Here is a 14886-nt window from a genome sequence, read left to right on the forward strand (position 1 = left end):
AAAAACTTAAATATAGAGATTATTTCTATAAAAAAAACCTTCCAAAAAATTGAAAGGTTGATTACTTTATTTGATATTTACGACTTTATCTACAACGTAAACTGTGTTTCCGCGCCAAGGTAAAACACCATGATATTCTTTATAATGCAGATCAAAATACTTTCCGCTATTGGCTTCCATTTGTTTGAAAACGGCTTCATCTTCAATAGAAAACTCAAATTCATAACTCGTTAAAGCACCAGATTTTGAGTTGTTCCCAAAACCTTGTTGGATGAGTTTTCCTTCATAAGTTTTAAAAACATTGCCTTTTCTGACGGCGTAATTGAGATAGCCTGATTTCACACCTTCGCCAAAAACAAAATAATATTTATACCAAATTGTGGTACCACCAAAAAGAAAAATGATTAAAACAATCCAAAAAATAAATTTTCCGTAACCTCTTTTCTTTTCTTTATAGATATCTTCTGCCATTTTAATTTTTTTAATTAATTAAAAATAGACTATTTTTTTGAAATACTTCTAATAATTACAATTTTTTGAATTTCAGAAGTACCTTCATAAATCTGTGTAATTTTGGCATCGCGCATTAGTCTTTCTACGTGGTATTCTTTAACATAGCCATATCCACCATGAATTTGAACGGCTTCAATTGTAGTATCCATCGCAACTTGTGACGCATAAAGTTTTGCCATTGCACCACTTTCAGAAATATCTTTTCCTTCATCTTTTTCTGCCGCTGCTTTATAACAAAGCATTCTTGCAGCCATAATATTTACATGCATATCGGCTAATTTGAAGGCGATTGCTTGGTGATTGATAATTTCTGTACCGAAAGATTTTCTTTCTTGTGCGTATTTTAGTGCCAATTCGTATGCGCCACTTGCAATTCCTAATGCTTGTGAAGCAATGCCAATTCTACCACCATTTAAAACTGCCATCGCAAATTTGAATCCGAAACCATCTTCGCCAATTCTATTTTCTTTTGGCACTTTCACATCCGTAAACATTAATGAGCAAGTATCGCTACCACGAATTCCCAATTTATCTTCTTTTTGCCCTGTAACAAAACCTTCCCAGCCTTTTTCTACAATAAAAGCATTAATGCCTTTGTGTCTTTTTGCAGGATCTGTTTGCGCCATTACAATATAGAATGTGGCATTTTTTCCATTTGTAATCCAATTTTTTGTACCATTTAGCAAGTAATAATCGCCTTTGTCTTCGGCCGTTGTGGCTTGTGAAGTAGCGTCGGAACCTGCTTCTGGCTCGCTTAAAGCAAACGCACCAATTACTTCCCCGCTTGCCAAAGGTTTTAGATATTTTTGTTTTTGTTCTTCGTTGCAAAATTTTTCTAATCCTGCACAAACCAAAGAATTATTAACAGACATTACGACTGCTGCAGAAGCATCAATTTTAGAAATTTCTTCCAAAGCCAAAACATAAGAAATACTATCCATCCCGGCGCCGCCGTATTTTGGATCTACCATCATTCCCATAAATCCCAATTCGCCCATTTTCTTCACTTGCTCATAGGGAAATTTTTGTTCTGTATCGCGCTCAATAACGCCTGGTAAAAGTTCAGAATGAGCAAAATCTCTTGCTGCTTGCTGAATCATCAACTGTTCTTCCGTTAAATTAAAGTTCATAAAAAAAATTAAATGTTACTTTGTAAAAATACGATAAATAGTAAAAATATTAAAACAATTTTATTTTTTGATTTATAAGAATAATTTTGATATTTTTACTAAATTGATAACTTTAACACAAAACTTATTTAAATATAATAAATATGCCGATTACTAGACTTTTTGATTTTGCCCAAAATGCACTTGATAATTTTCCAAAAGACGATTTCTTGGTCACCAAAAAAAATGGTGTGTGGAAAAAAACTTCCACTTTAGAATTTGTAAACCAAGGGAATAAAATCTCACGAGGATTATTAAAATTAGGCATTAAACCAGGTGATAAAATTGGCCTTATATCTACCACAAACCGCACAGAATGGTGCATTATGGATTTGGGTATTTCACAAATTGGCGTAATTACAGTTCCCGTTTATCCTACAATTTCGGTTGCCGATTATATTTATATTTTTGATGATGCTGAAATAAAATATTGCTTTGTTTCTGACAAAGAATTATATGAAAAATTAATCGATGTACAAAAACAAGTAAAATCCTTGGTCGGAATTTTTTGTTTTGATGACGTAAAAGGCGCACCTAATTGGAAAGAAATTTTGGATTTGGGCGAAGATGATGCCACACAAGACGAAGTGGAAGATTTAATGAAATCCATAAACGAAGAAGATTTAGCAACATTAATCTACACTTCTGGTACCACAGGAAAACCTAAAGGCGTTATGCTCACGCATCGAAATTTAGTAGCGAATGTTTTGGCTTCAAACCCAAGAATTCCGCGTTTAAAGATTGATTATAAGGAACTTAAAACATTAAGTTTTCTGCCCATTTGCCATGTTTTTGAGCGCATGATTTATTATTTGTACAGTTACAATGGATTTTCAATTTATTTTGCAGAAAGTATCGAAAAAATTGGTGATAATGTAAGGGAAATAAAACCACAGTATATGACGGTTGTCCCCAGATTAGTTGAAAAAGTTTACGATACTATTTATAGCAAAGGAACAGGCTCTGGTGGCTTAAAGGCTAAAATTTTTCTTTGGGCTGTAAAAATTGCAGAAAATTATGACATTACAAAACCAAAATCTTTTAAACATATAATTGCAGATAAACTGGTTTTTTCTAAATGGCGCGAAGGACTTGGTGGAAATATTTTAACTTTAGTATCTGGTTCTGCTGCTTTATCTACGCGTCTTAATAATATGTTTCACGCCGCTGGACTTCCGATTTTAGAAGGTTATGGCTTGACGGAAACATCTCCCGTAATTGCTGTAAATTCTTTTGATAAATTAAAAATAGGTTCTGTAGGTCAACCTTTGGCAAATTTGGATGTAAAAATTGCAGAAGACGGAGAAATTATCGTGAAAGGCCCTTCTGTTACAAAAGGCTATTTCAAAGCGGAAGATAAAACTGCAGAAGCCTTTACGAAAGATGGCTATTTTATGACAGGCGATATCGGACATTTGGATGAAGATAATTTCCTATTTATAACCGACCGAAAAAAGGAGATGTTTAAAACCAGCGGTGGCAAATATATAGCCCCGCAAGTAATAGAAAATGCAGCGAAAGCCTCGAAATTTATTGAGCAAATAATGGTAGTTGGAGATGGAGAGAAAATGCCTTGCGCCTTGGTGCAGCCTGCTTTTGATTTAATAAAAAATTGGGCTAAAATTCACCATATTTCACTTGGAGATTCTAACGAAGAAATTTGTAATAATGAACAGGTAAAAGCGAGAATTCAGAAAGAATTAGACCAATTAAATAGCCATTTAGGTAAATGGGAGCAAATAAAACAAATTGAATTAACACCTGATGTTTGGACTGTAGAAGACGGTTTGCTCACACCTACTTTAAAATTAAAAAGAAAAGCGGTGAAAGAAAAATACATTAAATTATATAACAAATTGTACGGCCATTCAGCATAAATGATGAAAAATAATTGATATAAAAAATCCACGAAAAATTTAATTTTTCGTGGATTTTTTTACTTACTATTTTGGCTCATCAAAATTAATCATCCAATCTACTCCAAATTTATCTTTCCACATCCCGAAATAAGCACCCCAAAATGTATCTGCTAAAGGCATCGTAACTTCGCCTCCTTCAGATAATTTATTAAATAAATCTGTTGCTTCTTTTCGCGAATCTGCATTAATGGAAATAGAAAAACCATCGCCAGTGGAAAATCCAGGCGTACCAGGATAGATATCGCTTCCATATAAAAATGTTTCCTTAGAAATTTCTAATTTCACGTGCATTATCATTTCTTTTTGCAAGTCTGTTAATGCAGGTTTGCCTTCTTGTGGTGGCATATCGCCAAAATAATTAATGTCGGCAAAATCTTTTCCGAAGGCATTTTTATAAAAATCAAAAGCGGCCTTGCAATTGCCGTCGAAGATTAGATAAGGGTTTACTGTTGCCATTTTTAATATGTATTTTTTTGTTTGAATTTGTTTGTAATTTCCAATAAAAATTTTCAATTTTACTTTCCGTTCTCCGGTTCATTATTCCATTTCGTGGTTTCTATGGCATTTGTTTGGTAATTTTTTCTCTCACCCACAAATTCTAGAAACTGATCTTCAATTTTTTCAGTCTTTTTATTCCATTTAAAGGTATAGATAAATTTCCCCGTAAATAGGCCAGAATTTTCCGCTTTCGGATCTTGCGCAATTTCGTAAGTGCCATAAACAGAACTCCTTTTTCTACCATCTTTATATTTGGTAATTAATATTGTACCTTCAATTTTTTCGTATTTTTTATTCATCAAAGTGTAGCCCGAAACGAAGTAGTTTTGAGAATTTTTCTTGTCTTGATCCGATATATTAATTTTAATTTTTATTGGTATTTTCTTTGCTCCAAAAGTACCGATATACGGTTTAGAATTATTGAGGAAAACGGTTGAAATATTTGGCATTTGCGAAAAAGCAAAAACGCTAAAAAACAAAAATAAAAGGTTTAGTTTTTTCATCATTATGGTTTATTTATCTAAAAATCACTTTATCAATATCATTGTGAACAAAATTCGAAAACCATATTTGCTGGCTTTTTTCATTATTTCTCACCAAATCTCCTTTAAAGGTCAAAGTTGCAGTGGCATTGGGATTATTTACATCTTTATTTATCTGCATCCTGATTTTACCTTTAAAATTACTTAAAACCGCTTTATCTGTTTTTTCGTTGAAATTGAAATCACCAAAAAATAAAACATCTTGTGGCAAATTTCTAACCCCAAATGCTTCTTTAAAAGTAATCTCACCAGCGAATTTAGCAGTTTCACCATCAAATTTTGTAACGCCAATTACGGTATAATTTTCGGGCTTTTTCAGATTTTTTGTAACCGCTTCAAATTTAATTTTAAAAACTTTATCATTATCAGACTTCCCTTCAAAAAAAGCATCTTTATTTATTATTTTAGCCGAAAAATCATCGTTTTTGTAAGGAAATGAATTTTGAGCGCGCAAAAACAAACAGTTTGAAATTACTAATACTAAAATAAAAAAATACTTCATACTATTTAAACGCCAAATTGTTCTAGATGATGATTAAGGTGTTTGGCGAACATATTATTCCATTCAGACGCTTTTAATTCACCAAACACAGCATTTTCTTTGCCTTCAAACGCGTCTGGACCAAGTTGCTGCGTTTTCTGTATAAAACCAATTAATCGGGCTTTTTCAGCTTCAAAATCTTTTGATTCTAAAATTCTAAAAGCAGGACCAGTTGGCAGGTTTTGCTTATAACCTTGTTCATTTACAATTTTAGATTTCACAAATTTTTTAATAAAAAACTTCGCAATCGCATTTGTTTTTTTATGCTTTTGAGGTTCGTAAACCAATTCATAAGAAACATTGCAATGCGCTAACATTTGATCCACACTCATTCTCCCCCATTTTCCTTGGCTCTTGGGCGTTAGATTATTGATTCTATCAATATAAGTTTGCGCATCTTTTGCGTCGAAAATATTTTGCATGGTTATTAGTTTTATCAAATTTATTAATTTTCCAAATAACTTTAAAAAAAACTTTGTCAAAGTTACTATTGTAATGCTTTAAAACTTTGACAAAGTGGAGAAAAAATAAAAAATTAAGTGAAATTGAAATTAATGCAAAACTTTGTCAAAGTTACTATTTTTACGCTTTAAAACTTTGACAAAGCGTGAAGTAAAAAAACTTTGTCAAAGATTTTTAAACTTTGACAAAGTAAATTATTTTTCCAGAATTTCGACTTTTGTTCCCTGCGTTCTCGCATTCATTTCTGGGGCGTAATAATTTTGCAAAGTGGTAATTCCGTTGCTGAAGGTTCCCGCTGCATTGCAAATATAATCGTACTCAAAAACGTATTTTCCTTTCGGCATTTGCTCAATGTAGAAGTTTGTGGAAGCATCTTTTGTGCTTTGATAATAGCCGAGATTATTTTTCCATCTGTAGCCAGAAATCACATTTACAGGTTCAAATCCTGCAGCGCGCATATCTTTTAAATGGATGAATTCCATTGGTCGGTCGGTGTTCAAAATCATCCGAACTGTTACACGATCGCCAATTTTTAACGGTGAATTTTCATTAATTTTTTGCAATTCTTCGCCGTTTACAGTTTTCACTTTTTTATATAATTCTTTGGTGATAGAAATAAAATTTTCAGAAGATTTTATTTTATCTAAATCTTCATAATATTGCCAAAATAAACCACCTTGCACAATTCCTGCGCCAGGTTTTGTGATGGTAACTGTTCCTAATTTTTTATTTAAAACATCGGATTTTACAGTAGATTTCACATAACCTGTTGCTTTGGTATCAGGATTTTTCAATTCTTTTCCGCCCCAAACGATTGTTGATTTGTCTGAATCTGAACTCGTCCAAGATTGCCCAGAATTTAAAATCGTAAAAATAACTTCCGCCGTTCCGCGAGAGGTTTCCCAAGAATTAACTTTTTTCTGTGTGATCAGCCAAATTTTCATTTCTTCAATAAATTTTTGGTCTTCTGGTTTTAATTGGTTAAACGCATCCAAAGCGCCTGCTTCGTTCACAACTTTAGAAGAAAACCAACCCCAATCGCTGAAATTTTGTTTCCAATAAACGCCTTGAGTTTCGCTTTGGGTGGAAGTTTCTTTTAAATAAGTTAATAATTTATCCGATAAAGATTTCAATCCATATTCATTAAATAAAAGCGCACTTCTGTGCAAACCAAAAAAGGTAAAATCTTTGATATCAGCAGTTTTCGCTTTTTCTATCATCAATTTTTTTAATGCTAAACCTTTACCAGAAAGCGGGAAATCTTTTTCCCAATAATGTCGGGCATCCAAATAATCTAAATTGGCGTTACTCCACGGTTTGGCTTCTCTGATGTCATAATAACGCTCCATTTCGCCATCTACATAAGTTACCAATTTTTTCACCATTTCTTTTTGCTCAGAAGACTGGTAATCTTGTAAATTTCCTTTCAACCAAACATTAATTTTACCAAGATTTTTTAAAATGTAAAGTGATGAATAATAGGAACTTGGATAGCCAGAATACCAAGAAAATCCGCCATCTGGATTTTGCAATTTTTGCAGATCTGTCCAATCGTCGTTTATGGAATTTCTCATGGTGTTCGCATCAAAAAGTCGCGCTAATTTTTCCATTTGTTCGGTTTCATTTTTGGCGTCTAAAACCCACGGTGTCTCTTCTAAAAGCAATTGTTTTAATTCCTGATTTTTCTCTAAATTACTTTTTAATAGACCTTTAGATTGGTATTCTTCGAAAACCGTTTTCAATTTTGGGTTGGCCTTAAAAATTTCACTTGCCAAAACATCGGCAAACCATTTATTAAAAACCACATCTGCGGAAAGATTGCTATCGTTTTTCAAACTTGGCAACGCAAACATAATTTCCCAAATTGGGTTGGTTGTTAATTCCAACGTATTTGAAACATTTTGCGCCGTTTTAGAAGTGTTATTTTTTAAAGCATCCAACACAAAAGTTTTGGTTTCGCCTTGTTTTACAAAAATCGGAACGGCATCTGTAACGAGCATTCTGTTTGGTAAAATGGCAATTGCTTTTTGTTCTCCATCAGAATACGAAGTATTCAAAGTCCCCATAGTCCCCTTTAGGGGATTTAGGGGCTCGGTTTTCGCAACCACTTTTAAAATAATTGAAGACACATTATTCGGAACTTTTAAAGTCCAGTTTACGACACCATTTCCATTTTCTTTTAAACTAAATGGTTTTTGAGTTTCATTTAAATTAAATTGATTTGAAATGTCTTCATTCGTAAAAGCGTCTAAAATCTGCAACTGCGCTACTCCACTTAAAGGTTTATCGACCAAACTCGACAATTTTGTTTGTAAAATCAGTTGATCACCTTCTCGCAAAAACCGTGGATAATTTGGCGTTACTGAAAATTCTTTTTGAGTAACCACAGATTTTTCTAAATAGGCAGATTCTGCATTTTTGGTATGCGCTAGAAACATCACTTTCCATTGAGTTAATGCTTCCGGCGAGGTAAATTCGAAAGAAATATTGCCATCTTTATCGGTTCGTAATTGCGGATAAAAAAACGCGGTTTCGTTTAGATTTTGGCGAACTGGAATATTATCTAAATTTTCTGCAGGCGCTTTTACTACTTTTTTTCCATATCCAACTTGTACAACTTCTTCAATATTTTTATCTGTAGTAATTGAATCTTTTCTAACAGCCATATATTTTGCAACTGGAGCCGGCATCGCCCGCTGAACAGAAACTCCTGGAGCTTCACCAACTAAAAAATTACTAGCATTACCTTCACTATCATAAACTGCTGATTCATAAATTAAAACACCATCAAACCATTGAAATTGCGGCATCATTATATAATTGCGCTTCAAATACGGCAATCTTTTGCTGTAACTTCTATTTTCTAAATATTGATTTTCAGTGTAATAATTGAAACTCGAATAATCTCTTTTTAGACTTTGCCAATCATAAGAATTAACTGCAAATTGATCGAGAGATTGGTCGTACATATTGGCCAAAACTTCTGCATTTACGGCATCTTTTCCATCGCCAAGAATTTTTAAAGTCCATTTTTCTTTTGCGCCGGGTTCTAATTTATCCCGAAAAGTGGTGGTTTCTATGCGCAAAGGTTTTTTATCTGATTTAATAATTAAATTAAAATTTTCAGTTTTCACATCATTAAAAGCAACCAATTGCACTTGAACATTTAAGGAATTTATGCTTTCATCTTTCGGCAAAGAAATTTCATATTTTAAAACCCCATTTTTTAAAGTTTTCTGCTCCATTTTTTGAGGAGATTTTCCGTCTTGCACAAAAATATTAACCACAGCATTTGGAATAGCAGAATAAATATAAATTTCCGCTTTCTCATTTCTATCCAATTCTTTGGTTGGATTTAAAACTTCTAAAAACGGCTTTTGATTTTTGGCTAAAAACTTTTGACTAAAGACTTCAAATGTTTTTTCGGCTTTAATGGTGTCGCTTCCTTCAATATTATAAAGTTCGAGTTTATATTTTCCAGCTTTCAAAGAGCCAAGATTTAGGATTTCAGAATCAAGATTTATTGCGCCATCATTTTGGTTTTTTGTTCTTGGCTCTTGAATCTTCTCTGAAATTACCATTTCAACTTTATCTTTCAATTCTGATTTATCATAATAATCGTGCGGAAATTTTTTGATAAATTCTTCCTTAGAAAAAACGGGCGCATCTTGATTTGCATTTTTGAAATTACTTCTAATCACGCGGTTTTCAGGTTCAATCTTAGACAATTTTACATGATAAGATTTATCTAAATTTTGATCGTTGTAGTTTTTAGTCGCCACTTTTACTTTAATATTTTCATCTGCAAAACTGTTTGGAATGTCTGCTAAATCAATATAATGTGAAACTGAAGCGACTTTAAAATTTTCTGTGGCAGATTGCGTTTCGCCATTAATGTCGGTTACGCTTGCTTTAATTTCAAAATTATCTATTTGTATGCCTTCTAATTTTTCATCTTTTTTAAGGTCTAGTTTTATGCTAAACTCTCCTTTTTCATTGGTTTTTACTTCGCCCAAGATAGAATTTTCATTATCATTTCCGCGCGGATACCACCAGAAATACCGCCATCTGATGTTTTGTTTTTTAATCTCATAATTCACGGTTACATTGCTCAAAGCGACACCCGAAAACATCATCGCTTTTCCCTTCACTTCAACTGTTTCGCCGTATTTGTATTCGCCTTTTATCGGCTCGAAATTCACTTCAAATTTCGGACGTTTGTATTCTTCAACTTGGAAATTTTTATCGCCTTCAATTATATAATCCGTCATTTCATCATCATCGTTATCAACTTCTATAGAAAACCGACCATTAAGTTTGCCTTTCGGAAGCGTAAAACTACCATTAACAGAGCCAAAATCATTTGTCGTCAAAGTTTGTTTGTCAATTTCTTCATAATTGGCATCATTCAAAACAATGTTTAATTTCACTTTCTTGGCAACAATTTCCTGGTTAGTTTCTCCGCTATAAGCCGTCGCAATTACCTTATAATAAACGGTTTGCCCAGGTCTATAAATGGCTCTATCTAAAAATATTTGCGCCATTTCCTGATCTTTATTTTTTGGATTTACATAATTTCTATTCCCATAAACTGAAATTAAATCTACATCATTCGTTTTCGGATCGTTCACCAAATAAGTGCGGTAATAATCATTTGAAGTAGATTTTGGAAATTTAAAATTTCCATCGGAATCAGTCATTAAATCAGACTTTATGAGATTTCCATTATTTGTAAATTCATAAAGTTCTAGTTTTCGATTTGTAAGATTTTCACCCGTATTTCTATCTACTAATTTTAAAATTTTTCCTGAACTTTGGCTTTTATCTGCATAAATAATTCTTGAATTCGTGGCAATAAAAGAAAAACGTTGCGTAATTTCACCATTCACCACATATTCTACCACATAAATTCCACTTGGCAACGGTTTGATTTCCAAAGCGGTAGAATGATTTTTATAATCGTCAAATTTTGGTAAATTGAACTGCTCTTTTCGTACTAATGTTTTTTTAATCTGCTGAAATAAATTTTGCTCATAAGATCTTTGGGTGTAATTTAAATAATTTTGAAAATCACCATTAACTTTATAAATATTTAATGAAAATTGGTCTAAATTTTTCGCATTTGCAAGCAATTGAATCGGCTTGTCGGCAAGTGTTTTCTTATCATATTTAATATTTAAAGAAGGCTGTGTAATTTGGTTTTTTAGCGCTTCAATATTATTACTAAATAACGAATTTGGAAAAGCCAGGTTTACTTTATCAATCCAACTTAAAGCCGTCTTAAATTCCTGCTTTTCCATATATTTTTGAATAATACTTTCCGCAATTAAAACCTTAAAATCTCCATTTTCAGGAGAGTTGTAAAGGTTTTCTAATTGTTCTAACTGGTTTTTACAAGCGGAAAAATCGCATTCATAATTTAATTTTAAAAACTGAAATTGCAATTTTGCATTTCCAGAATTATTTGCAATTAAAGCATTGTAAATCTTCAAAATTTCTTCATGATTATCCTTAATTTCATCTTTAGTGAAAAAATCGGCATTTTTTAAAAAATTTATTTCATTAATGGAATTCCAATCTGCCAAAGTTGGGTAATAATTTAGATTTTCAGTATCTTGAAAAATCTTTTGGTAAGGCTTTATTTCTACCTTTTCTAATAGACTTTTTTGTGCATTTCTATCTTTAAAATATTGGCTTAAATAATTTTTAAAACCCAATCTACTCCAAGTCTCAATTTGTGAAAAATCTTGATTATCTACATTTGTTCTTCCTCTAATTTCCCACGAATGTTCGCTGTAATAATCTTGGAAAAACTCTCCCAATAATACTTGAAAAATCAACTTTCCATCGCCAGAAAGACTCAGTTCTATGATTTTTAATTTTTCAAAAAATAGGCTTGCTTCATTATTTTTTGTATCGTCGTGCGTTTGGTTTAGAATGCTAAATTCTGCCTTTAATGAGCGGATGAGTTGCACAGCATTATTGTCTTTCATTGCTTCTTTTTGTATTTCTAAAATGATAGGTAAATTAGATTTATATTGCCCGCTTTTATAATTTTCAGAAATTTTATTCCATTGTAAATCGTACTTTTCTTGACTGAAAAAGTGAGAAAAAGTCAGTATTAAAAGTAATACTGAGAAAACTTTGGTAAGTATTTTCATAAAGTTTATTTTTGAAGAATGAATGTTTTAAAATTAAGCAAAAAATATCTAATTGACAGCCAATTGTATGTCTCGCTGATGGGCACTTGTTTAGCCATTTTTTTTATGCTGAATCAAAACATATTCCGCTTTCCAACTTTGCTGCTAATTTTTATAACTTATTTCAGCGGTTACATTTATACAAAATACCAAAATAATAAAAAAATTTTATTTAAAGTATTGATTTTCAATTGTATTTGTGGCTTTCTTTCAATTTTTCTCATCATCTATGATCAACATTTTGAAAGGCTTTGGAGATGGGGAATTATCGTTTTTATAGGTCTTTTATATGATAGTTTTTTCTTAAAATATTTTATCAGAAAAATTCCACTTTTTAAAGTTTTTTATGTGGGTTTAACTTGGGCGCTAATTAATGGCTGGCTTATTTTACCAGAAATGAATTGGCCAATATTTTTCATTAGTTGGCTGTTTATCACCGCTTTAGTGCTACCATTTGACATTAGAGATATGAAAGTAGATGATGTGGTCACCTTTCCGCAACTTATTGGAATTCAGAATACAAAATATTTCGCTTATTTGTTGGTTTTCAGCAGTTTATCAATATCAATATCGTACTTGCAGCCAATTTATAGTTTTGCTTTATTTTTAACAAGCATTTGCACCTTTATTTTAATCTATTTCTCCGAAAATGATAACAAAGAATCTTATTTTTCTTTTTGGGTAGAAACTTGCAGCGCTTTGCCTCTATTGTTTTTAATTTTACTACAATATTTTTAAAAAACATTAACTTTACTAAAATTTGCAAGATGGAAAACTTTGAAGAAATTAAAAATAAATTGGTTCGCGCATTTGGGACAGAAGACAAAATCCTGAAAAATTAAAAAATATTTTAGGAATATGATCATCCAAAAACTTCAAATTATTAATTTCAAAAACCATACACAGAAAAATTTTGATTTATCGCCACAAATCAACTGTTTTGTGGGAAACAATGGCGCCGGGAAAACCAATATTCTCGATGCTTTGCACTATATTTCTGTTGGGAAAAGTTTTTTAGGAAATTCAGATTTTAATAACATCAAACACGATGAAGATTTTTTCAGTCTAGAAGCGGAAGTTTTAGGAAATGAAAAAACAGATATTATCAAGATAATTTTACCTAAAGAAAGTAAAAAATCGATCAAAAAAAACGAGAAAACTTACGACCGTTTATCTGAACATATCGGTTTTTTGCCGAGCGTGATTATTTCTCCTTACGATTCTAATTTAATTTCAGACTCTGGAGAAAGCCGCAGAAAATTTATTGATGCGATGATCTCGCAAACAGATTCAGAATATCTTTATAATTTAATTCAATATCAAAAAACACTTCAGCAGAGAAATGCTTTGCTTAAAATTTTTGCTAAAAACAGATATTTTGATGCTGAAAATTTGGAAATTTATAACGAACCTTTAAGCAAATTTGGAACGGAAATTTTTAACAAAAGAAAATCTTTTTTAGCCGAACTTTTACCTTTTGTGCAGCATTATTACGAAATAATTAGTGGTGCAAAGGAAGACATTAACTTAATTTACCACTCTGATTTACACGAAGATCATTTTAAAAATATTTTACAAAAAAATCTAGAAAAAGACCGAATTTTAACTTACACCAGTCGCGGAGTGCACAAAGACGATTTATGGTTTGAAATGAACGGAAATTTAATTAAAAAAATAGGTTCGCAAGGCCAGCAAAAATCTTTTTTGATTGCGCTGAAATTATCACAAATGAGCAGAATAAAAAAATTAACGGGTAAAACACCAATCCTTTTGTTGGATGATATTTTTGATAAACTAGATGATTTGCGCGTTTCACAACTTATTTCATTGGTAAATCAGGAAAATTTTGGGCAAATATTTTTGACGGATACCAGCCGAGAACGAACCGAATCTATCGTAAAAAGGATTAATGAGGAAAGTAAAATTTTTGAATTGTGAAATCGCCATTAACAAGTTTGCAAACCAACACCGATGAAGACTAAGGCGATAACATATGATCTTTAAAAAAATAGAAATCTAAATATGAAAAAGAAAAGAGAATATCAAAGTTCAGAATTGGTAAAATCCTTTGCAAGATTGAACGGTTTCGAAGATAAATTGCGCGCGCTTCGTGTAAAAAGTTTTTTGGAAGATTATTTGGATGAATCCCTTTTCAAAGAAGTAAAAAGCATAAATTTAAAGGAAAAAGTTTTAGTTTTACGCATTAATTCTTCCATGTTTCGGAATGATTTAAGGCTTAGAAAAAGTTTTTTTCTGAAAAAAATGCAAGAATTAGAAGGCGAAGAACATATTAACGATCTTTTGATTTTATAATTTAAAATTTATTTTAAAACAACATTATTCATTTGCCGCATAATCCAATTGTGTTTTTTTGAAAGGTAAGTTGATGGGTTTTTTGGATCATATTTCTGCGGATTTGGCAAAATCGCTGCAATCCAAGCTGCTTCACTTTTCGTAAGATTTTTTGCTGATTTTTTAAAATAATATTGGCTCGCTGCTTCTACACCAAAAACGCCGCGACCCATTTCTATTGAGTTTAAGTAACGTTCTAAAATTACATCTTTTCCCCAAACCAACTCAATTGCGAAAGTATAAACCGCTTCTAAACCTTTGCGAACCCAACTTCTACCCTGCCAAAGAAATATATTTTTTGCCGTTTGTTGTGAAATTGTACTTCCGCCGCGCACCGTTTTTCCTTTCTCATTGTGCTTTAAAGCTTTTTCAATTGCTGCATAATCAAATCCGTTGTGCAAATAAAATTTTTGATCTTCAGATGCAATCACCGCTTTTTTCACATAAGTTCCCATTTCATCGGCGTTTATATAGTCGCGTTCTAATTTTCCGTATTCAATTAAGCCACCAATTTGCGTTAAAGTAATGGGCGGATTAAAAAATTTCCCCCAAAAAATAAATAAAATATTGGCAAGAATTAAAACGTAAATTATTCTTTTAATTGTTTTCCACATAGTCAAAATTGAAATACAAAAATAAGGAAATTTTGGCGAGTATTATTTAAGAACTCGCCTCCAAATGAATTCATTT

At 31.9% G+C, this 14886-nt stretch carries 12 protein-coding genes; 4 read left to right on the plus strand and 8 right to left on the minus strand.

Translation table 11 applies throughout. From position 1 onward, the window contains the following. Positions 1–66: 66 nt before the first annotated feature. Together C4S29_RS02910 and C4S29_RS02915 are read right to left on the minus strand one after the other, a co-directional pair. A complete protein-coding gene (locus C4S29_RS02910; RefSeq protein ID WP_185116935.1) occupies positions 67–471 on the minus strand; it encodes a hypothetical protein in 405 nt (134 codons plus the stop codon). 29 nt (positions 472–500) lie between these two features. Next, positions 501–1643, minus strand: a complete 1143-nt coding sequence (locus tag C4S29_RS02915) for an acyl-CoA dehydrogenase (protein ID WP_103912619.1) — start codon at positions 1641–1643, stop codon at positions 501–503. A 143-nt stretch (positions 1644–1786) separates the two neighbouring features. Between C4S29_RS02915 and C4S29_RS02920 the strand changes: the two genes are divergently transcribed. Further along, entirely contained in the window at positions 1787–3559 is a 1773-nt protein-coding gene (locus C4S29_RS02920) for an AMP-dependent synthetase/ligase (RefSeq protein ID WP_103912620.1), read from the plus strand. Between the two features lie 66 nt (positions 3560–3625). Here the strand turns inward: C4S29_RS02920 and C4S29_RS02925 are convergent, their stop codons facing one another. From C4S29_RS02925 to C4S29_RS02945, 5 genes are all read right to left on the minus strand, one after another. Beyond that, a complete protein-coding gene (locus C4S29_RS02925; RefSeq protein ID WP_103913023.1) occupies positions 3626–4057 on the minus strand; it encodes a VOC family protein in 432 nt (143 codons plus the stop codon). Positions 4058–4116: 59 nt separating this feature from the next. Continuing rightward, complete coding sequence (locus tag C4S29_RS02930; protein ID WP_233740471.1) at positions 4117–4605, minus strand: hypothetical protein; 489 nt, start codon at positions 4603–4605, stop codon at positions 4117–4119. A gap of 10 nt (positions 4606–4615) precedes the next feature. Continuing rightward, entirely contained in the window at positions 4616–5143 is a 528-nt protein-coding gene (locus tag C4S29_RS02935; RefSeq protein ID WP_103912622.1) for a hypothetical protein, read from the minus strand. Between the two features lie 5 nt (positions 5144–5148). Further along, entirely contained in the window at positions 5149–5604 is a 456-nt protein-coding gene (locus tag C4S29_RS02940; RefSeq protein ID WP_103912623.1) for a DUF1569 domain-containing protein, read from the minus strand. A gap of 234 nt (positions 5605–5838) precedes the next feature. Continuing rightward, positions 5839–11805, minus strand: a complete 5967-nt coding sequence (locus C4S29_RS02945; RefSeq protein WP_103912624.1) for an alpha-2-macroglobulin family protein — start codon at positions 11803–11805, stop codon at positions 5839–5841. Between the two features lie 18 nt (positions 11806–11823). Here C4S29_RS02945 and C4S29_RS02950 point away from each other — a divergent pair, with 18 nt between their 5' ends. The 3 genes from C4S29_RS02950 (at position 11824) to C4S29_RS02960 (ending at position 14157) form a co-directional block, all read left to right on the plus strand. Further along, positions 11824–12582 (plus strand): UbiA prenyltransferase family protein, encoded by a 759-nt coding sequence (locus tag C4S29_RS02950; protein WP_103912625.1) that lies wholly within the window; start codon positions 11824–11826, stop codon positions 12580–12582. Positions 12583–12702: 120 nt separating this feature from the next. After that, on the plus strand, positions 12703–13782 hold the full coding sequence (gene recF / locus C4S29_RS02955) for a DNA replication/repair protein RecF (protein ID WP_103912626.1): 1080 nt from the start codon (positions 12703–12705) through the stop codon (positions 13780–13782). A gap of 84 nt (positions 13783–13866) precedes the next feature. Next, positions 13867–14157: a DciA family protein gene (locus tag C4S29_RS02960; protein WP_103912627.1), complete on the plus strand. Its 291-nt coding sequence runs from the start codon at positions 13867–13869 to the stop codon at positions 14155–14157. An 8-nt stretch (positions 14158–14165) separates the two neighbouring features. Here the strand turns inward: C4S29_RS02960 and mtgA are convergent, their stop codons facing one another. Then, on the minus strand, positions 14166–14810 hold the full coding sequence (gene mtgA / locus C4S29_RS02965; RefSeq protein WP_103912628.1) for a monofunctional biosynthetic peptidoglycan transglycosylase: 645 nt from the start codon (positions 14808–14810) through the stop codon (positions 14166–14168). Positions 14811–14886 lie beyond the last annotated feature (76 nt).

The organism is Halpernia humi, from assembly GCF_900108025.1.
GTDB classification, from domain to species: domain Bacteria; phylum Bacteroidota; class Bacteroidia; order Flavobacteriales; family Weeksellaceae; genus Halpernia; species Halpernia humi.

Bases quoted from the DNA above. Each gene is read 5' to 3' on its own strand.
- C4S29_RS02930 (WP_233740471.1), bottom strand. From the start codon at position 4,605: ATGATGAAAAAACTAAACCTTTTATTTTTGTTTTTTAGCGTTTTTGCT.
- C4S29_RS02940 (WP_103912623.1), bottom strand. From the start codon at position 5,604: ATGCAAAATATTTTCGACGCAAAAGATGCGCAAACTTATATTGATAGA.
- C4S29_RS02925 (WP_103913023.1), bottom strand. From the start codon at position 4,057: ATGGCAACAGTAAACCCTTATCTAATCTTCGACGGCAATTGCAAGGCC.
- C4S29_RS02920 (WP_103912620.1), top strand. From the start codon at position 1,787: ATGCCGATTACTAGACTTTTTGATTTTGCCCAAAATGCACTTGATAAT.
- C4S29_RS02945 (WP_103912624.1), bottom strand. From the start codon at position 11,805: ATGAAAATACTTACCAAAGTTTTCTCAGTATTACTTTTAATACTGACT.
- recF (WP_103912626.1), top strand. From the start codon at position 12,703: ATGATCATCCAAAAACTTCAAATTATTAATTTCAAAAACCATACACAG.
- C4S29_RS02910 (WP_185116935.1), bottom strand. From the start codon at position 471: ATGGCAGAAGATATCTATAAAGAAAAGAAAAGAGGTTACGGAAAATTT.
- C4S29_RS02935 (WP_103912622.1), bottom strand. From the start codon at position 5,143: ATGAAGTATTTTTTTATTTTAGTATTAGTAATTTCAAACTGTTTGTTT.
- C4S29_RS02960 (WP_103912627.1), top strand. From the start codon at position 13,867: ATGAAAAAGAAAAGAGAATATCAAAGTTCAGAATTGGTAAAATCCTTT.
- mtgA (WP_103912628.1), bottom strand. From the start codon at position 14,810: ATGTGGAAAACAATTAAAAGAATAATTTACGTTTTAATTCTTGCCAAT.
- C4S29_RS02915 (WP_103912619.1), bottom strand. From the start codon at position 1,643: ATGAACTTTAATTTAACGGAAGAACAGTTGATGATTCAGCAAGCAGCA.
- C4S29_RS02950 (WP_103912625.1), top strand. From the start codon at position 11,824: ATGAATGTTTTAAAATTAAGCAAAAAATATCTAATTGACAGCCAATTG.